The sequence below is a fragment of the Yersinia nurmii genome (assembly GCF_001112925.1).
GTDB classification, from domain to species: Bacteria; Pseudomonadota; Gammaproteobacteria; order Enterobacterales; family Enterobacteriaceae; genus Yersinia; species Yersinia nurmii.
Genome location: NZ_CPYD01000001.1, coordinates 130,522 through 148,925, shown reverse-complemented (window position 1 = coordinate 148,925; position 18,404 = coordinate 130,522). Strand labels below are relative to the sequence as shown.

Below are 18,404 nucleotides of genomic sequence, written 5' to 3'. Positions count from 1 at the left end.
AGGGGGGGATAATTCACTGAGAAAACTGGGCGATTCTGCGGCACTTGCGCCGGAAATAGCTTAATGAGGTTGAAACAGATAGAAATTGTCGCTCATACTGCATGCACTGATTTTTCCCCTATGAAGGAAATATGTTATGGCCGAAGAAACAATTTTCAGTAAAATTATCCGCCGTGAAATTCCGGCTGATGTAGTTTATCAGGATGAGTTGGTTACGGCGTTTCGCGATATTGCACCACAGGCTCCCACCCATATTCTTATTATTCCTAATATACTGATCCCTACGGTTAATGATGTCACCGTCGAACATGAAGCGGCGCTGGGGCGTATGATTACCGTTGCGGCTAAAATCGCAGAGCAGGAAGGTATCTCCGAGGACGGTTACCGCTTGATTATCAACTGTAATCGTCACGGTGGTCAGGAGGTTTATCATATCCATATGCACCTGGTCGGCGGTCAGCCACTGGGACCACTGCTAAGTCGAAATAATTAAGCAATTTATAATTATTCGGTAAAGTGATGGCTCTGTGCATCGCGACTTTTCCGGTCATCGCTAAATCGAGGTATGCCTATGCGCCGTTTCAAGGCGTTTTTACTGCCGGGAATGTTTCTGATTCCTGTTATCACTTTACTGGGCTGTAGCGCGCCGCAGGGTATCGCCGTTAACCAACGGCAAGCGGTTGTGATGGATTCGCCGGTTCTCACCGCCGGAATTCTGGCCGAGAAGCCAGCAATCTCGACGCTTTCTGGGCGGAGTATTGCAACATCAACCTTAATGAGTAGCAGTACCAAGCCAGTCACGGTGAATTATCGTTTCTACTGGTATGACGCTCAGGGGCTGGATTTGTTGCCCTTTGAAACGCCGCGAAAGGTCACGATAGCGCCAAACTCAGAAGTCGATATTCAGTCAATCACCCCGAATCTGGATGCGCGCAGCGTGCGCCTCTATCTGTTTTTATAATTGCGTTGTTGGAGTGGGATAATGAAAAGGTATTTATTTGTGGCGTTGGCCGCGCTGGTATTGACCGGTTGTCCTTCCCGGCCGCCGGAGCCGACCGAGCAGCCTGCGACCATTGAACCTATTACCCCGGTGCCACCGATTGAAACACCGCCACCGGCCGATAAGGTTCCTCAACCGCCTAAAGCCCCGCAGCCTATTGATTGGACGGCTAGCGTTGAGCCATTGGTGGCGCAAATGGTCAACGCCAACGGTGTTGCCGCAGGTAGCGTTTTGTTGCTGGACAGCGTTAAAAATAATACCAACGGTGCCTTACAGATCGGTAAAGCGACTGCCGCGCTGCACCAGGTATTGGCGTCCAACAAGAAATTTGCCCTGATTCCGGCTGCGCAGTTAACCGCAGCGAAACAGACTTTAGGTCTGTCGGAAGAAGATAGCCTTGGTTCTCGTAGCAAAGCCATTGGTCTGGCACGTTACGTTAGCGCTCAATATGTGTTGTATAGCGACGTGAGCGGCGACGTGAAAGCACCGGAGATCGATATGCAACTGATGCTGGTACAAACAGGCGAAATTATCTGGTCAGGTCATGGCAACGTACAGCGTTGAAGCGAGTCTACGTGCCTTGATTGAAACACGGATACCGGCGGTGAATACCGCCGGTTGCCATTTCAGCCCGGTGTCCGGTTTGACGGGTGAAAGCTGGCGGATAACCGGGCAAAACTTCCAATGGCTGGCGCGGGAACAATCGATAGCCAAAAGCGAATTAGGTGTTAATCGTCAGCGTGAGCGACGCATTTTGCAGCAAATGTCGGCGCGTGATTTATCTCCGCGAGTGATGATTGCCAATCAACGGTGGTTGGTGGTGGAATGGCTGGATGGTACGGTGGTCGAACCGCAGCAGTTTCTGCAACTGGCCGAACGAGGCACGTTGGCGGAATGGGTGGCGCGGCTGCATCAGGCTCCCCGCACCGGCTATCCGTTGAATATCCATCGACAATTACTCGGTTATAGCGAAAGAATGGATCCGTCGCGCCGTAGCGCGGACTGGTTACGACTGCATAAACGCTTTATGACACAAAAAACGCCGCGTCCGCTAAACCTGGTTCCTTTGCATATGGATATTCACCCTGGAAATATTATCGAGACAAATTCTGGCCTGCGATTAATCGACTGGGAATATGCGGCAGACGGTGACGTGGCGTTGGAGCTGGCCGCGATGTTTCGGTTTAACGAGTGGGACAACGCGCGGCAGCAGGCGTTCTTACGCCAATATGGTCAGCAGGCGGGAGCCTATCAGGATATCGTCGCCTTAACGCGGCAAATAGCGCGCTGGTCTCCGTGGATCGATTATCTGATGTTGATGTGGTTTGAAGTGCGTTGGAAACAAACCGGCGAGATCGGTTTTTTGCAGTGGGCAGCGCCGCTGCGCCGACGATTTAATTTATCGGGTCTGGATTCATCCGCCGAATAACAACATATTTTATTCAATGACGTGAGGTAGTTGTGGGTCCTGTCATGTTAGATGTTGCCAGCTACGAGCTGGATGCCGAAGAACGCGAAATCTTGCAGCATCCGCTGGTGGGCGGGTTGATTTTGTTTAGCCGTAACTTCCACGATGCCGATCAGTTGCGTGAGCTGGTGCGACAGATTCGCGCGGCCTCCCGCCAGCGGCTGGTTGTGGCGGTCGATCAGGAAGGCGGGCGGGTACAACGCTTCCGAGAAGGTTTTACGCGTTTGCCTGCGGCGCAGTCTTTTGCGGCTCTCAACGATAAGGAAACCGCCGGGCGTTTAGCGCAAGAAGCCGGTTGGCTGATGGCTTCTGAAATGATTGCCATGGATATTGATATCAGCTTTGCGCCGGTATTGGATATTGGCCACGTTAGCGCCGCTATCGGCGAGCGTTCATTCCACAGTGACCCGCAAAAGGCGCTGGAAATGGCCGAACGCTTTATTTTAGGAATGCACAGTGCAGGTATGAAGACCACCGGAAAACATTTCCCCGGCCACGGTGCGGTGACCGCTGATTCCCATAAAGAAACGCCGAGAGATACGCGTCCACTGGCAGAAATCCGTGCACATGATATGGTTATATTCCGTGAGCTGATTCAGCGTAACCTGCTGGATGCCATTATGCCCGCTCATGTGATCTACACCGATGCCGATCCGCGTCCAGCCAGTGGCTCGGCTTATTGGCTCCAGCAGGTATTGCGTCAGGAGCTCGGTTTTGAGGGCATTATTTTTTCAGACGACCTCTCAATGGAAGGCGCGGCGATCATGGGCGGCTATGCGGAGCGCGGGCAGGCCTCTCTGGATGCGGGTTGCGATATGATTCTGGTGTGCAATAACCGCCAGGGGGCCGTCAGCGTGCTGGATAACCTGTCTCCGGTCAAAGCAGACAAGCTGAGTCGGTTATATCATCGTGGGCAGTTCAGTCGCGAAGAGCTACTTGGTTCTCCACGCTGGCAGCAGGCCAATAAAGCGTTAACGGCGCTCAGCGAGCGGTGGGACGCCCATAAACAAGGGTTAGGGAACTAGCACGTACCGGGGTGTGTCCGGTGCGATTTACCCTGTCGTAGCGAGGATAAAGATGATCGTCTATTTACACGGTTTTGATTCAACCAGTCCCGGCAATCACGAAAAGGTTCTGCAATTACAGTTCATCGATCCGGATGTGCGTTTTATCAGCTACAGCACCTTACATCCCCGGCACGATATGCAGCATTTGTTGAAGGAAGTGGACAAAGCTATTCAGCAGGGCGGTGACAGTCATCCCCTGATTTGTGGCGTAGGTTTGGGCGGGTTTTGGGCAGAACGCATCGGTTTTCTATGCGGAATTCGGCAGGTGGCCTTTAACCCGAATCTGTTCCCGCAGGAAAATATGAGCGGTAAAATCGATCGCCCGGAAGAGTATCTAGATATCGCGACCAAGTGCGTGCAGGATTTTCGTGAGAAAAACCGCGATCGTTGCTTAGCGGTGCTTTCCCGTCACGATGAGGCGTTGGACAGTCAGCGCACGGCGGCAGAATTGCACCCTTATTACGAAATCGTCTGGGATGAAAAGCAGGGGCACAAGTTTAAAGATCTTTCCGTTCACCTGCAGCGGATCAAGGCATTTAAAACTCTCGGTTAACATTTTTTTCTCATACTCAAGGCCCGAAGCGATCGTTTTTTGACGGTGACTTCGGGCTTTTTCTTTCCCAAAGCCATCGGTAAGCGGTGATTTTTGGTAAAAAAGTATGAAATTGGTAAACTGTGATCTATCGCTAACTATTTGAATATTCTTCTAGAAAAAATCCACTCGCCGCGTCTTTCAGCAAAATAAATTGATATATATCAATTTTGGTATGACCAAATAACCCTGCATGATATTCTGAGGTCAGATAATTGAATTAACTCAAGCGAACCCTATGTTATCTAAGGATATTATTCATTTACCCTTAGCTAACAATTGGTTCACATTTAGGGGGTCATTTTGACAACGCCAAAGAAAAAAATCGTTATTATTGGTGGTGGTGCCGGCGGACTGGAACTGGCGACCAGCCTGGGCCATAAACTGGGCCGCAGTAAAAAAGCGGAGATTGTTCTGGTCGATCGCAACCACAGTCATTTGTGGAAACCATTGTTGCACGAAGTGGCAACGGGCTCTCTAGATGACGGGGTTGATGCGCTGAGCTACCTGGCTCATGCTCGCAACCATCATTTCAATTTCCAACTGGGTTCATTAACCAATATTAATCGGGAAACCCAAACTGTCAGCCTGGCCAAAATCTGCGATGAGCAGGGTGACGTGCTGGTGACTGAGCGTGAATTGTCTTATGACATTTTGGTGATGGCGTTGGGCAGTACATCTAATGATTTCGGCACGCCGGGCGTGAAGGAAAACTGTATTTTCCTGGATAACCCGCATCAGGCGCATCGTTTCCACAACGAAATGCTGAATCTGTTTCTGAAATATTCCGCGCAGCCGGGTGAAAAAGGCAAGGTTAACATTGCTATTGTTGGCGGCGGTGCAACCGGCGTGGAGCTGTCTGCCGAGCTGCATAACGCAGTTAAACAACTGCACAGCTACGGTTTCGAAGGCTTGGACAATCAGGCGTTGAACGTGACGCTGGTGGAAGCCGGTGAGCGCATTCTTCCTGCGTTGCCACCGCGTATTTCCGCTGCGGCTCATCAGGAACTGACCAAGCTGGGCGTGCGTGTATTGACCAAAACCATGGTTACCAGTGCAGACAGTCAAGGTCTGAATACCAAAGACGGTGAATTGATCAACGCTGACCTGATGGTGTGGGCGGCAGGTATCAAAGCGCCTGACTTTATGAAAGATATCGCCGGACTGGAAACTAACCGTATCAATCAGTTAGTGGTTGAACCAACGTTGCAAACCACTCGCGATCCAAACATTTTCGCTATCGGCGACTGTGCCTCTTGCCCGCAACCAAACGGCGGTTTTGTGCCTCCGCGCGCGCAGTCGGCTCACCAGATGGCCAGCCGCTGCTACAGCAACATTCTGGCGTTGCTGAATGGTCAAAGTCTGAAACCTTACGTGTACAAAGACCACGGCTCATTGGTTTCCCTGTCTAAATTCAGCACCGTTGGTAGCCTGATGGGTAACCTGATGCGCGGTTCAATGATGGTAGAAGGGCGCGTGGCACGTGTGGTGTATATCTCCCTGTATCGTATGCATCAGGTGGCGTTACACGGCTATACCAAAACCGGCCTGATGATGCTGGTAGGCGGGATAAACCGAGTGATCCGCCCTCGGTTAAAACTGCACTAATAGCCCGAACTCAGTATTCGCTTAGTGAATCTGACACCCGGAAATTGAGTTCTGGGAAGTTAAACCTTGTAGTAGCACAGAGAACCGTCGTCACAGTGTGACGGCGGTTTTTTGTTTTCGGAGGCTTATCCGTTTTTGCGAGTGGTTATTCGGATTCTTATCAGAGAGTTTTAGCGTATCAAATCGAGGATATTGTGCTTGAAATGTCAGCAGTGCATTGAGCGCTGACAGCTGGCGCAGCCTTGGGCGTCAGGAGGACGGATTTTCCTTATTCCTGAGGAAAAAATCATGCTGGAACTGTTGGACACGCAGGCTTGTTTTAACCTGGAGACCAAACAGATCTAGCAACCGTAGGCATCACATCAGCTTATCGCGTTGATAACTCGGCAGAACATTTCCCCTTATCGGGCAGGAATGATTACGGACAGTCTGTGGGAGTTTGTCGATCGTGATACCTCAGTACAAACCCGGTAGGACAGAGAAACCGGGAATATCTGGCTCGCCCAATTCCTTTCTTTGCACCTAACCAGCCGCTGGAGGATATCCGCGCATTAAGTGTTATTCAGGGAATGGGTGCGGATGTTTATCAAAGGATTAAGCCTCTGGTATGTACACTACCCATGACAAGGCAAAGCATTAATGTTAATACCCGACATGTCGCTCACAGTGTCATTCTGGTGGCGTTATTTACCCCCCTAGCTTAGCGCCCCTTAGACGCGGATGCTATTGCAGCAGCGGCCGGAAAAAGGGGGAGAAGCGTGGGACAGTTATTGGGCTGCCGATGTTGAGTCTGAATCGCCGCTACTTTTGGCTGCGTGCCTGAAGTGAGGCTAACGACGTGAGCTTGGCCCTGCAGTCTTTGATCGTGCGGAATGGCGCGCAAAAATTTGATGTGCAGTGGCATCAGACAGGAGAAGTGGAGTGAGTGAATCTCTGAATCTTTTTTTCCCCCTTGGCGAAGCGCAGCCGATCAAATGGCGACGTGACTCGGATACGCCGTTAGTACCAGAAACTGATGGGGAATGGATTTCCCCACAGGCGGCGCAGGATATGTTGACGCAATGGCCGAAATTCGATGCGATTCGGGTGTTTTTCCCCGGAGAATGGGCCGGTGTTCGTCAAGTCGAATTGCCTAGAGTCTCCAGAAAACAGGCAGAGAAAATTATCCCTGCGCTGTTAGAGGAAGACTTATGCGAAGACATTGATGATTTACATTTTTCCATACTGAAAATAGATGAAAAGCTGGCCACCGTTGCGGTGATCAATCATCAGAAAATGCAGCATCTTACTCAGTGGCTGCATCAGGGCGAAATATTGGCGACAACGTTATTGCCGGACTGGCTGGCGTTGCCAGAAGGCCATCTGCTGGTGAGCGGCGAGCGCTGTCTGCTTCGCACCAAGCAATGGCAAGGATGGAGCGCAGAATCATCCCTTGCTCCGTACTTACTAAAGGCACAGTTACGTGACAGTGATTCGGTGAGCCAGCTCGGCGTTTACGGTGAGCTGCCTATGGCGCTGGCGGCGGCGCTGGATTCGTGCGGTATTGAGAAAACGACGTCAGAAACACTGCCCGCGCCTCAGACTACCGTTGTGGGTTTGCTCTGTGGTCGCTGGAAACCACGAGTCAACTATCAGAAACAGTGGGAGCGTTGGCGTCCGACGATTACGTCGTTAATAGTGCTTGTCGGGGTCATGACAGTGGAACGTCTGGTGTCATTGTGGAGTGTCACGGAACGCGCGCAGCAGACTCGCACGGTAGCCGAGGAGAGTTTCCGCCATTTGTTCCCCGAACAGCGGCGCATCGTTAATTTACGGGCGCAGCTCAATGTCGCGCTGCGGGAGGCGGAAAACGGGGTCGCAGAGGACGAACTGCTGGTGATTCTGCCCCTGATTGTGGAAACGCTTGAGTCTAAAGGAATACTGAAGCAGGTAGATGTTCAGGGAATGAAATTTGATCAGCTGCGGCAGGAATTGCATCTCAGGCTGCGAGCCGACGATTTTGCGACCTTTGAGGCGCTACGGGAAAATCTGGCGACTGTATTTTCCGTCAAACAAGATGCGCTGCTGCAGGATAATGAACGGGTTACAGGGGGAATGACTTTGAAAAGGAAGCAAAATAATGCGTCTTAATTTACGGCCTTTGTATCAACGAGTGGTATCAAATGGAATGTCCATTGGAGGGGACATTCTGACACATCACTGGCAGCCTCGCTCGACTCGGGAGAAATGGCTGATTGGTGTCGCGCTCTGTAGCCTGATTTTGGCAGGATACTATTGGGGAGTATGGCAGCCTTTAACCCGACAGATCGCGCAGCAAGAAGGAGTATTGCAGCAGCAACGAGCGTTGATTGCCAAAATGCGCGCCGCGGCTCCGGAAATTAGCGCGTGGCGTCAGCAAACCCAATCAATGGCAGAGAACGCTTCTGTGACCTCATTATCACAAAGAATCAGCACCAGCGCCGCCGAGCACAAGATTACGTTGAAGCGTATTCAGGAGCGGGAAGGGTTCGTTCAGATATGGCTGGAACCCTTGCCCTTTAATTCTCTACTAGATTGGTTGAATGGATTACGTCAGAAGTCGGGCGTTCGGGCGGTGCAGCTGGATATTGTCGCGGCGGACCAACCCGGAATTGTCAACGTTCAGCGGCTGGAGCTGGCGGAAATCTGACAAGATCGGTTCAGTTTTTATTGCTGAAAAAATGGTGAGGTCAGAACCGCAGGTCAGCAGAACATCAGCGACCCGCGCGCGATGTAAAAATCATTCGAGCCGATGGTGTGCGTCAGGGAAAGTTAGCCTAAGACTTGGCGGAGAGATGGGCAGGTGTCGCAATGACGCTGTTTTGGTCATCAATTCGGTGGGGACAACATTGGCGGTTTTATCCAGTCGTATGCTGAGATTGCGCACCTAATGTTAAACTTTTAGCATAAAACCCTTCGTTACATTTAATAGCTTGCTAAGATTCGTCCTAAAGCCACAGTTTCCCCGTAGTTTCCGCTGATTTGGCGTATTTATCTTATTGCTGTCCTAAATGACATTGTGCAGACTCACTCCCGAACACAGAGGCGAGTCACGCACGCCGACGCCCGAAGTTCAAACTGACGAGGCCGCTGTCAGATTTATCGCCGTTAGGCGAAGGTACTGCGGTACGGAGTCTACGGCATAAATTGCGTGGTAACATTTTAGGAGGATTTCCTGTGAACAAATCAATGTTAGCAGGCGTGGGTATTGGTATAGCTGCCGCTCTGGGAATAGCCGCAGTGGCAAGTATGGATGTATTTTCTAGTGGTCCTCAGTACGCACAGGTGATAGCCGCTACGCCAATAAAGGAAACGGTTAAAACGCCACGTAAAGAATGCCGCAATGTTACGGTCACTCACCGTAAACCGGTGCAGGATGAAAACCAAATTGCAGGATCGGTACTTGGCGCTGTCGCAGGCGGGGTATTGGGGCATCAGGTGGGTGGCGGTCGCGGTAAAGATATCGCAACCGTGGCAGGCGCGTTAGCCGGTGGTTACGCCGGTAACCGGGTGCAAAGCAATATGCAAGAAAGCGACACTTACACCACCACGCAGCAGCGTTGCCAGACGGTGTATGACAAATCGCAGAAAATGCTGGGATATGACGTCACCTACAAAATTGGCGATCAGCAGGGAAAAATTCGTATGGATCGTGATCCAGGTACGCAGATCCCTGTCGATAAAAATGGTCAACTGATTCTGAATAATCGAGCATAACGAAATATTTGTTGTCCAAAACCTCGTAACAAGAGCCCGCGGTGTAGTGTTAGTTCTGATCGTTTAATAGTCAGTTAGGGCGGTTGTCCGGCCTAGCGTTAAGCGAGTGGCATTAGCATTGACGCGGGTTTCCTTCTGACTTTACCGCGCCAACACTATTATCTACATCAATACTTATCGAGGCCAACCTGATAACCGCGTCGTTAAGCGATACGGTGCTGCTCGAAAGAAGCCAGCAGGTCCTCAACAAATTTCAAGCGTTTGGTCCGATCGCTCAAATCCTGCATAAACTTCAGCTTGGTTGGGCCTTCTAATCGGAATATCTGCGGCTGACGCTGCAATAAACCAATCAGATATACCGGGTCGACCTTGTTTTTCTCGCCGAACTCGATAAAACCACCGCGTTCATTGCCTTCAATCCGTTTAATGCCCAGTTTGTGCGCATGTTGACGTAACGAAGCGGTTTGCAGCAGGAATCGCGCCGCATCTGGTAACAGACCGAAACGATCGATCAGTTCGACTTTCAGTTCATCCAGCTCGACGTCGTCGCGGGCGCTGGCGATACGTTTATAGAATGAAAGCCTGATATTTACATCAGGAATAAAATCATCGGGCAACAGCACCGGCATACGCATTTCGATTTCGGTCTGGTTGCTGGTGAGGTCTTCCAGCGACGGTTCGCGCCCTTCTTTCAACGCATCGACCGCGCTTTCCAATAGTTCCATATACAGTGAGAAACCAATGGTCGTCATCTGGCCGCTTTGATCTTCACCTAACAGTTCCCCTGCGCCACGGATTTCCAGATCGTGAGTTGCCAGAGCGAAACCGGCGCCAAGATCTTCCAGTGAAGCAATGGCTTCCAGCCGTTTTTTGGCATCGGTCGTCATGGCTTTCGGATTGGGTGTCAGCAGGTAAGCGTAGGCCTGATGGTGAGAACGACCGACGCGGCCGCGCAGCTGATGCAGCTGCGCCAGACCGAAGTGATCTGCCCGCTCGATAATAATGGTATTGGCGCTAGGAATATCGATACCGGTTTCAATAATTGTGGTACAGACCAAAACGTTAAAGCGTTGATGATGGAAATCATTCATCACTCGTTCCAAATCTCGCTCACGCATCTGACCGTGACCAATAGCAATGCGGGCTTCTGGCACCAGTTCTGCCAAACGTTGAGCTGCTTTCTCAATATTTTCAACGTCGTTGTACAGATAATAAACCTGCCCTCCGCGTAAGACTTCACGCAGAATGGCCTCGCGGACTACCAGATTGTCGTATTCACGCACAAAGGTTTTGACCGCCAGACGGCGCGCTGGCGGCGTGGCAATAATCGATAGGTCGCGCATACCGCTCATCGCCATATTCAGCGTGCGAGGAATCGGCGTCGCGGTCAACGTCAGAATGTCCACATCGGCGCGCATGGCTTTGATTCGCTCTTTGTGGCGCACGCCAAAGCGGTGTTCTTCATCCACAATCAGCAGGCCCAGATCTTTCCAACGTAAGTGACTTTGCAGCAATTTATGGGTGCCAATTAGAATATCGACTTTCCCTTCTGCCGCCTGCTCCAGAATCACCTGCTGCTCTTTCGCGCTGCGGAAACGAGAAAGCATTTCGATACGAACCGGCCAAGTAGCAAAGCGATCGCGGAAATTATCAAAATGCTGCTGCGCCAGCAGGGTGGTCGGCACTAATACCGCCACTTGTTTATTATTATTCACCGCAAGGAAAGCCGCGCGCATTGCTACTTCGGTTTTACCGAAGCCGACGTCACCACATACCAGACGATCCATCGCCAGCGGCTGGCACATATCGCTCAGCACCGCATTAATCGCTTGTTCCTGATCCGGCGTGGTTTCAAACGGGAAGCTTTGGCAGAACAGCTGATATTGTTCGCGATCCTGTTTGAATTTAAAGCCGGACTTCACCGCACGCTGGGCGTAAATATCCAGCAGCTCAGCGGCTACGTCCCGAACTTTCTCCGCGGCTTTCTGACGGGCACGGGTCCAGGCGTCACCGCCCAGTTTATGCAACGGCGCGTTTTCATCAGCGCCGCCAGAATAACGGCTGATCAGGTGTAGGGAGGAGACCGGTACATACAGTTTGTCTTCCCCGGCATAGGTCAGAATCAGATATTCTGCTTTGATTCCACCGGCTTCCAGCGTTGTTAGGCCAAGATAACGGCCAACGCCGTGCTCCAGATGCACCACCGGCTGGCCAGGACGCAGTTCCGCCAGATTGCGAATTAGCGTATCGGTATTAATCGTGCGACGATTATCCTGGCGACGACGGCTCACTCGTTCACCGAGTAAATCACTTTCGCAAATCAGCGCTATCTGACGAATATTATCGAGAAAACCGCGTTCCGCCGCGCCGATCATCAGATAGTGACCGGTTTTTTTCACTTCATCCAAACGGGAAATTAGCGTCGGGCGTAATTTAATCCGGCCAAGTAAATCCTGTAGAGTCTCGCGTCGGCCTTCACTTTCTACCGAGAACACGACGCTGCCGCTGAAGCCTTCAATAAAGCGGCGTAGGTTATCTAACGGAGCTTTCGCCTGAGCCTGTACCGCGACGACAGGCAACGCCTGATAATCCAGATTGGTGTTGGCGGTTTTTTTCGGCAGAACGTCAGTTTTAAGCTGAATGCGCGGCCAGTCTTTTAGCGCGCTAAACAGACCGTCAGTTCGCAGCCACAGGGTTTCCGGTGCCAGCAAAGGCCGCATGGGATCAATGCGACGGCTTTCATAACGCTGATTGACATCCTGCCAGAAACGCTCGGCGGCGGCTTCCAGATCGCCGGTATTCACCAATAAAGTGTTGTTCGGCAGGTAGCTAAATAGGGTGGGTAACGCCTGACTGAAAAATAGCGGTTGCCAGTACTCAATACCCGCAGGCCAGATGCCTTTGCTCACCTGTTGATAAATATGTTCAGGGTCGCGTCGGACTTCAAACTGCTCGCGCCACTGGCTGCGAAATAGCTCAATGGCGGCCTGATCGATAGGAAACTCATGAGCAGGCAATAAATTGATGTGTTCCACTTCTGACAGAGTGCGTTGAGAGTCAACGTCAAACACCCGCAGGCTATCGATTTCATCATCAAAGAAATCAATGCGATAAGGTTCTTCGCTGCCCATTGGATATAAATCCAAAAGCGCTCCGCGGGTAGCAAATTCGCCGTGTTCCATCACCTGGTCTACGCTGCGATAGCCAGCTTGCTCCAATTGGGAGCGCAGTGTATCGCGAGATAAATGCTGGCCTTTTTTCATGACCAGCGCGTGGCCGTGTAGGAATTCGTGAGGACAGACCCGCTGCATCAGAGTGTTTACAGGAAGAATGATTACGCCGCGTTTCATCGCCGGTAACTGATACAGGCAGGATAAACGGGCGGAAATTATATCCTGATGGGGGGAGAAACTGTCGTAAGGCAGCGTTTCCCAGTCGGATAAAGTCGTGACGCTGTGGGAAGTAAATTGCTGAATTTCATCCCGCAGGCGCAAGGCGTTTTGCATATCCGGCGCGATTAACATCACCGGTCCCGGATGGCGTTCAATAATTTCGGCGCATTCGATGGCGCAGGCCGCGCCGGTTAACTGGCCTAACTGGCGTATATCGCCACGGCGCTCAGGCAATGAGTAACGGTATTGTTGGGACATAAGCAGTTAAGCAATCTCTTTGGTTCAGCACTGTGGCAATAACAATATTGCCTATCCTAGCATGCGACGACAGCAAGGCTGTGGAATTGGCGCTATTTCTGGAATAAAAGCCGGAGATATAGGCTGTTAGTGGTTCCATAAAGCGACGGTACGCTTTATTATCCTCGATCACTTTGCTTTAGCAACAGGATCTCAACAGATTTCATGTATCAACCTGTCGCACTATTTATTGGCCTGCGTTATATGCGCGGGCGTGCTTCTGACCGCTTTGGCCGCTTTGTTTCCTGGCTGTCCACCATTGGCATTACTTTGGGCGTGATGGCGCTGATAACGGTGTTATCGGTGATGAACGGCTTTGAGCGGGACTTGCAGAATAATATTCTGGGGCTGATGCCACAGGCGTTGATTACCGCGCCAAAAGGCTCTCTCGATCCGGAAAAAATCCCCGTCTCGGCGCTAAAAGGGCTGAGTGGCGTTAGCGATATTGTGCCTTTGACCACCGGTGAAGTGGTGTTGCAAAGCCCGCGTAGCGTGAACGTCGGCGTAATGCTGGGTGTCAATCCCGATCAGCACGAGCCCCTAACCAATTCGTTAGTGAATGTACATTTGCGTGATCTGCAACCGGGTCAATATAACCTGATTATGGGTGAAAAGCTGGCGGGAAAACTGGGCGTAAGCCGCGGTGAAACCATTCGTCTGATGGTGCCCAGTGCCAGCCAGTTTACGCCGATGGGGCGCATTCCCAGTGAGCGTCTGTTTAACGTAATTGGCACCTTTGCCGCGGGCAGTGAAGTCGACGACTATCAATTGCTGGTGAATCAGCAGGATGCTTCTCGTCTGATGCGCTACCCGGCGGGGAATATCACCGGCTGGCGTTTGTTCCTCGATCAGCCGTTGCAAGTAGATTCTCTCAGCCAGCAAAACCTGCCGGAGGGCACGGTGTGGAAAGACTGGCGCGAGCGTAAAGGCGAGCTGTTCCAGGCTGTACGCATGGAGAAAAACATGATGGGGCTATTGCTGAGCCTGATCATCGCCGTTGCTGCGTTTAATATTATTACCTCACTGGGATTACTGGTGATGGAGAAGCAAGGGGAAGTGGCGATTCTGCAAACCCAAGGGTTGACCCGACGCCAGATTATGCTGGTGTTTATGGTACAAGGGGCCAGCGCCGGGGTAATTGGCGCGTTGCTCGGCACGGGATTAGGCATTTTACTCGCCAGTCAGCTCAATGTGCTGATGCCGGTTCTGGGCCTGCTGTTAGACGGCGCGGCGCTACCGGTTGCCATTAATCCGCTACAAGTGACGGTGATTGCGCTGTTGGCTATGGCCATTGCGTTGCTGTCCACGCTTTATCCTTCTTGGCGCGCTGCCGCCGCTCAACCCGCTGAGGCTTTACGTTATGAGTAACCAACCTTTATTGCAGTGCGAAAACCTGTGCAAACGCTATCAGGAAGGGCAACTTCATACCGACGTATTGCGTAATGTGACCTTTACCATTCAGCCGGGTGAAATGATGGCGATCGTCGGTAGCTCCGGCTCCGGCAAAAGTACGCTGCTGCATCTGTTGGGCGGATTAGATTCGCCAACCTCCGGCGAAGTCATTTATCAGGGGCGCTCACTGAGTCAGCTTTCTTCCGCCGCCAAAGCGGAATTACGTAACCGCGAGCTCGGTTTTATCTACCAGTTCCACCATTTGCTTCCAGATTTTACCGCGTTGGAAAACGTGGCGATGCCGTTGTTGATCGGCGGGACCAAACCGGCAGAAGCACAGGATAAAGCGCGTGCAATGCTGGCGGCGGTGGGGCTGGAGCCACGCAGTCAGCACCGTCCTTCCGAGCTTTCTGGCGGTGAACGTCAGCGCGTAGCGATTGCCCGTTCGCTGGTGAATAACCCATCGCTGGTATTGGCGGATGAGCCAACCGGCAACCTCGATCAGCGCAACGCCGACAGTATTTTCAATCTGTTAGGTGAGCTGAACGTACGTCAGGGGACGGCGTTTCTGGTGGTGACTCATGATTTGCAGTTGGCAAAACGGATGAGCCGCCAGCTGGAAATGCGTGACGGTCAGCTACAGCAAAATTTGACGTTGGTGGGAGCGGAGTAATGCGCAGTTCACCTCTTTCACTGCTAATCGGTTTGCGGTTTAGTCGTGGTCGCCGTCGCGGCGGTATGGTATCGATGATTTCGATCATTTCCACTCTGGGTATTGCCTTGGGCGTCGCGGTGTTGATTATCGGCCTGAGTGCGATGAACGGCTTCGAACGTGAGTTGAAAAACCGCGTTCTTGCCGTGGTTCCACACGGTCAGATCGTTTTCCTCGACCAACCATTTAACGCTTGGAATGCGAGCCTACAGCGGATCGAAAAAGTGCCCGGCGTCGCGGCGGCGGCACCCTATATTGATTTCACTGGCCTGATGGAGAATGGCAACCAATTACGGGCGGTGCAGGTCAAAGGCGTCAATCCGGAGCAGGAAGAAAAACTCAGTGCGTTACCGCAGTTTGTACAGAATAACGCTTGGCAAGAGTTTAAGGCTGGTCAGCAGCAGGTGATTTTAGGCAAAGGGCTAGCGGACGCATTAGGGGTTAAGCAAGGTTCTTGGCTGACGGTGATGATCCCAAACAGCGATCCGGAAATGAAGCTATTGCAGCCGAAGCGCATTCGTCTGCAGGTTGCCGGTGTGTTCCAGCTCAGCGGTCAATTGGATCACAGTCTGGCGATGGTTCCCCTCAGCGATGCCCAGCAGTATCTGGATATGGGCGATAGCGTGACCGGTATTGCACTGAAGTTTAACGACGTTTTCAATGCCAATAATCTAACGCGCAGCGCGGCAGAAGCCTCCAATGCTTATGTGAATTACAGCAGTTGGATTGGCACTTACGGCTATATGTATCGCGATATTCAAATGATTCGCACCATTATGTATTTAGCTATGGTGCTGGTGATGGGCGTGGCCAGTTTTAACATTGTGTCTACGCTGGTGATGGCGGTCAAAGATAAAAGCAGTGACATTGCCGTGCTGCGAACTTTGGGTGCCAAAGACGGACTGATTCGGGCAATTTTCATTTGGTACGGCCTGCTGGCCGGGCTGGTGGGAAGTATCAGCGGCGTGGTGGTCGGTGTCGTCGCTTCATTGCAGTTAACCAATATTATCAGTGGATTGGAAACGTTGATTGGTCACCATTTCCTGTCCAGCGATATTTATTTTATTGATTATCTACCTTCAGAACTGCATTGGTTCGACGTGGCCTGCGTATTAGCCACGGCCATTGTGCTAAGTCTAGTGGCCAGTTGGTATCCGGCCCGTCGCGCCAGCCGTATTGACCCTGCGCGGGTATTAAGCGGGCAGTAACAGCGCGATCACAATAGACAAGGAATCCGGTTGTTTTAGCCGGAACTGAATGGTACTGATAAACCGTTTACTGAATAAAGGTAAAGCTATGTATTACGGTTTTGATATGGGTGGTACCAAAATTGAAATGGGCGTGTTTGATGCCGATCTACAACGTATTTGGCAAAAACGTGTTCCAACGCCAAAACAAGATTATCAGCAATTGTTGCAGGTACTGACGGAACTCACCCACGAAGCCGATGAGTTTTGCGGCACGCAGGGCAGCGTAGGGATTGGTATTCCCGGTTTACCCAATGACGACGGCACGCTGTTTACCGCGAACGTACCGGCGGCGATGGGTATGCCGTTGCAAGCCGATCTTTCCCGGCTGATTGGGCGGGAGGTTCGTATCGACAACGATGCTAACTGTTTCGCTTTATCCGAAGCCTGGGATCCAGAATTCCAGTCTTATCCCAGCGTGCTGGGGATTATCCTGGGCACCGGCGTTGGCGGTGGTATTATTCTCAACGGTCAGGCGATTACCGGACGCAACCATATCAGCGGTGAATTCGGTCACTTTCGCCTGCCAATTGATGCGCTCGACGTTTTGGGCGCAGATATTCCCCGGGTTCACTGCGGTTGCGGCCAGTACGGCTGTATTGAAAACTATATTTCCGGCCGTGGTTTTGAATGGATGTACGCCCATTTCTACGGCGAAAGGCTACCCGCTACGCGCATTATCGAAAATTATTACGCCGGTAATGCGCAGGCCACAGAGCATGTCGAACGCTTTATCGCCGTTCTGGCGATTTGTCTGGGGAATCTGCTGACCATTATCGACCCACATTTGGTGGTGATAGGCGGCGGATTGTCGAACTTTGAACACCTTTATCAGGCATTACCGCAGCGTTTAGCTGCGCATTTGCTCCCCGTTGCGCGTTTACCGCGCATTGAGAAAGCTCGCTATGGCGATGCTGGCGGGGTGCGTGGCGCGGCGTTTTTGCATTTGTCTGATAGAAAACCATTATAAATAAAGCAAAAGAGGCAATAGGTTATGCGCATTCGCCATCGGCTGTGTCGGTTTCGCAAGAATAAGCATCTGCGTCATCAACGTTTTCGCTCTCGTATTTTCCACCGTGATAGTCCCGCCAGTTCAGAAATGAAGAAACCTTTCGTGGTCGTACTCACCGGCGCGGGTATTTCTGCTGAGTCAGGAATTCGTACTTTTCGCGCGGCGGACGGTCTGTGGGAAGAACATAAAGTTGAAGACGTGGCGACGCCGGAAGGCTATCAGCGCGATCCTGAGCTGGTGCAGGCTTTTTACAATGCGCGTCGGCGTCAGCTACAGCAGCCGGAAGTGGTACCCAATGCTGCACATTTCGCGCTAGCAGATCTGGAGGCGGTATTAGGCGATAATTTCCTGCTGGTTACGCAAAATATCGATAATCTTCATGAACGGGCCGGCAGTAAACGAGTGATTCATATGCACGGTGAATTACTCAAAGTACGCTGCACTCAATCTGGTCAGGTTCTGGATTGGCCGGGCGATCTTAGTGCCGATGAGCGTTGTCATTGTTGCCAGTTCCCTTCGCCGCTGCGCCCGCATATTGTCTGGTTTGGCGAAATGCCGATGGGGATGGATGATATTTATCAGGCGTTGGCTGAGGCTGATTTCTTTATTTCCATTGGTACCTCCGGCCATGTTTATCCGGCGGCAGGTTTTGTACATGAATCGGCGTTGAATGGCGCACATACCGTAGAACTGAATCTGGAACCGAGTCAGGTAGAAAGCCAGTTCGAGGAAAAACATTACGGCTTAGCCAGCAAAGTGGTGCCGGAGTATATCCGCGAGTTTCTTACTACTCGTGGAGAAAACCGCGAAGGCGAATAACTTCCTCAGGGATTACCACATTTTTTATGCAGGGGCGTCCTAGCGATGTCCCTGTGTCATTTC

The 18,404-nt window shown here is 51.6% G+C and carries 16 protein-coding genes and 1 pseudogene; 16 read left to right on the top strand and 1 reads right to left on the bottom strand.

The window, feature by feature from the left end; translation table 11 throughout:
- The first annotated feature begins 136 nt into the window (after nt 1-136).
- The 11 genes and pseudogenes from hinT (at nt 137) to AD970_RS00605 (ending at nt 9,470) form a co-directional block, all read left to right on the top strand.
- Nucleotides 137-493 (top strand): purine nucleoside phosphoramidase, encoded by a 357-nt coding sequence (gene hinT, locus AD970_RS00650; RefSeq protein ID WP_049596416.1) that lies wholly within the window; start codon nt 137-139, stop codon nt 491-493.
- 78 nt (nt 494-571) lie between these two features.
- Nucleotides 572-961 (top strand): YcfL family protein, encoded by a 390-nt coding sequence (locus AD970_RS00645; RefSeq protein WP_049596415.1) that lies wholly within the window; start codon nt 572-574, stop codon nt 959-961.
- A gap of 21 nt (nt 962-982) precedes the next feature.
- The gene (lpoB, locus tag AD970_RS00640) at nt 983-1,564 is read left to right on the top strand and encodes a penicillin-binding protein activator LpoB (RefSeq protein ID WP_049596414.1); all 582 of its coding nucleotides are present in this window, start codon (nt 983-985) and stop codon (nt 1,562-1,564) included.
- Complete coding sequence (gene thiK, locus AD970_RS00635; protein WP_049596413.1) at nt 1,545-2,429, top strand: thiamine kinase; 885 nt, start codon at nt 1,545-1,547, stop codon at nt 2,427-2,429. Before lpoB ends, thiK begins: the two co-directional genes overlap by 20 nt.
- Before the next feature lie 44 nt (nt 2,430-2,473).
- Nucleotides 2,474-3,493 (top strand): beta-N-acetylhexosaminidase, encoded by a 1,020-nt coding sequence (gene nagZ / locus AD970_RS00630; RefSeq protein ID WP_049596412.1) that lies wholly within the window; start codon nt 2,474-2,476, stop codon nt 3,491-3,493.
- 52 nt (nt 3,494-3,545) lie between these two features.
- Nucleotides 3,546-4,088, top strand: coding sequence for an alpha/beta hydrolase YcfP (gene ycfP, locus AD970_RS00625; RefSeq protein WP_049596411.1), 543 nt, complete (start codon nt 3,546-3,548; stop codon nt 4,086-4,088).
- 342 nt (nt 4,089-4,430) lie between these two features.
- Nucleotides 4,431-5,735, top strand: a complete 1,305-nt coding sequence (locus tag AD970_RS00620; RefSeq protein ID WP_049596410.1) for an NAD(P)/FAD-dependent oxidoreductase — start codon at nt 4,431-4,433, stop codon at nt 5,733-5,735.
- Between the two features lie 476 nt (nt 5,736-6,211).
- Nucleotides 6,212-6,439: pseudogene (locus AD970_RS20480) on the top strand (type II secretion system minor pseudopilin GspK); the annotation flags it as partial.
- A 217-nt stretch (nt 6,440-6,656) separates the two neighbouring features.
- Nucleotides 6,657-7,865: a type II secretion system protein GspL gene (gene gspL, locus AD970_RS00615; RefSeq protein WP_049596409.1), complete on the top strand. Its 1,209-nt coding sequence runs from the start codon at nt 6,657-6,659 to the stop codon at nt 7,863-7,865.
- A complete protein-coding gene (locus AD970_RS00610) occupies nt 7,855-8,403 on the top strand; it encodes a type II secretion system protein M (RefSeq protein WP_049596408.1) in 549 nt (182 codons plus the stop codon). The genes gspL and AD970_RS00610 overlap by 11 nt, the downstream gene beginning before the upstream one ends.
- Before the next feature lie 527 nt (nt 8,404-8,930).
- Nucleotides 8,931-9,470, top strand: coding sequence for a glycine zipper 2TM domain-containing protein (locus tag AD970_RS00605; protein ID WP_049596407.1), 540 nt, complete (start codon nt 8,931-8,933; stop codon nt 9,468-9,470).
- A 203-nt stretch (nt 9,471-9,673) separates the two neighbouring features.
- Here AD970_RS00605 and mfd read toward each other — a convergent pair whose 3' ends face one another.
- Nucleotides 9,674-13,120, bottom strand: coding sequence for a transcription-repair coupling factor (gene mfd / locus AD970_RS00600; RefSeq protein WP_049596406.1), 3,447 nt, complete (start codon nt 13,118-13,120; stop codon nt 9,674-9,676).
- A gap of 204 nt (nt 13,121-13,324) precedes the next feature.
- Between mfd and lolC the strand changes: the two genes are divergently transcribed.
- The 5 genes from lolC to cobB all read left to right on the top strand — a co-directional run bounded on the left by lolC (nt 13,325) and on the right by cobB (nt 18,341).
- On the top strand, nt 13,325-14,527 hold the full coding sequence (gene lolC / locus AD970_RS00595) for a lipoprotein-releasing ABC transporter permease subunit LolC (RefSeq protein ID WP_049596405.1): 1,203 nt from the start codon (nt 13,325-13,327) through the stop codon (nt 14,525-14,527).
- Complete coding sequence (gene lolD / locus AD970_RS00590) at nt 14,520-15,224, top strand: lipoprotein-releasing ABC transporter ATP-binding protein LolD (protein ID WP_049596404.1); 705 nt, start codon at nt 14,520-14,522, stop codon at nt 15,222-15,224. The genes lolC and lolD overlap by 8 nt, the downstream gene beginning before the upstream one ends.
- Nucleotides 15,224-16,471, top strand: coding sequence for a lipoprotein-releasing ABC transporter permease subunit LolE (lolE, locus tag AD970_RS00585; RefSeq protein WP_049596403.1), 1,248 nt, complete (start codon nt 15,224-15,226; stop codon nt 16,469-16,471). Before lolD ends, lolE begins: the two co-directional genes overlap by 1 nt.
- A gap of 88 nt (nt 16,472-16,559) precedes the next feature.
- Nucleotides 16,560-17,480, top strand: a complete 921-nt coding sequence (gene nagK, locus AD970_RS00580) for an N-acetylglucosamine kinase (protein WP_049596815.1) — start codon at nt 16,560-16,562, stop codon at nt 17,478-17,480.
- A gap of 24 nt (nt 17,481-17,504) precedes the next feature.
- Nucleotides 17,505-18,341, top strand: a complete 837-nt coding sequence (gene cobB / locus AD970_RS00575) for a Sir2 family NAD+-dependent deacetylase (protein ID WP_049596402.1) — start codon at nt 17,505-17,507, stop codon at nt 18,339-18,341.
- The last annotated feature ends 63 nt before the right edge of the window (nt 18,342-18,404 follow it).

Excerpts from the sequence above, each read along its gene's own strand:
- hinT (WP_049596416.1), top strand. The coding sequence starts at position 137 with ATGGCCGAAGAAACAATTTTCAGTAAAATTATCCGCCGTGAAATTCCG.
- AD970_RS00645 (WP_049596415.1), top strand. The coding sequence starts at position 572 with ATGCGCCGTTTCAAGGCGTTTTTACTGCCGGGAATGTTTCTGATTCCT.
- lpoB (WP_049596414.1), top strand. The coding sequence starts at position 983 with ATGAAAAGGTATTTATTTGTGGCGTTGGCCGCGCTGGTATTGACCGGT.
- thiK (WP_049596413.1), top strand. The coding sequence starts at position 1,545 with ATGGCAACGTACAGCGTTGAAGCGAGTCTACGTGCCTTGATTGAAACA.
- nagZ (WP_049596412.1), top strand. The coding sequence starts at position 2,474 with ATGTTAGATGTTGCCAGCTACGAGCTGGATGCCGAAGAACGCGAAATC.
- ycfP (WP_049596411.1), top strand. The coding sequence starts at position 3,546 with ATGATCGTCTATTTACACGGTTTTGATTCAACCAGTCCCGGCAATCAC.
- AD970_RS00610 (WP_049596408.1), top strand. The coding sequence starts at position 7,855 with ATGCGTCTTAATTTACGGCCTTTGTATCAACGAGTGGTATCAAATGGA.
- mfd (WP_049596406.1), bottom strand. The coding sequence starts at position 13,120 with ATGTCCCAACAATACCGTTACTCATTGCCTGAGCGCCGTGGCGATATA.
- lolC (WP_049596405.1), top strand. The coding sequence starts at position 13,325 with ATGTATCAACCTGTCGCACTATTTATTGGCCTGCGTTATATGCGCGGG.
- lolD (WP_049596404.1), top strand. The coding sequence starts at position 14,520 with ATGAGTAACCAACCTTTATTGCAGTGCGAAAACCTGTGCAAACGCTAT.
- lolE (WP_049596403.1), top strand. The coding sequence starts at position 15,224 with ATGCGCAGTTCACCTCTTTCACTGCTAATCGGTTTGCGGTTTAGTCGT.
- nagK (WP_049596815.1), top strand. The coding sequence starts at position 16,560 with ATGTATTACGGTTTTGATATGGGTGGTACCAAAATTGAAATGGGCGTG.
- cobB (WP_049596402.1), top strand. The coding sequence starts at position 17,505 with ATGCGCATTCGCCATCGGCTGTGTCGGTTTCGCAAGAATAAGCATCTG.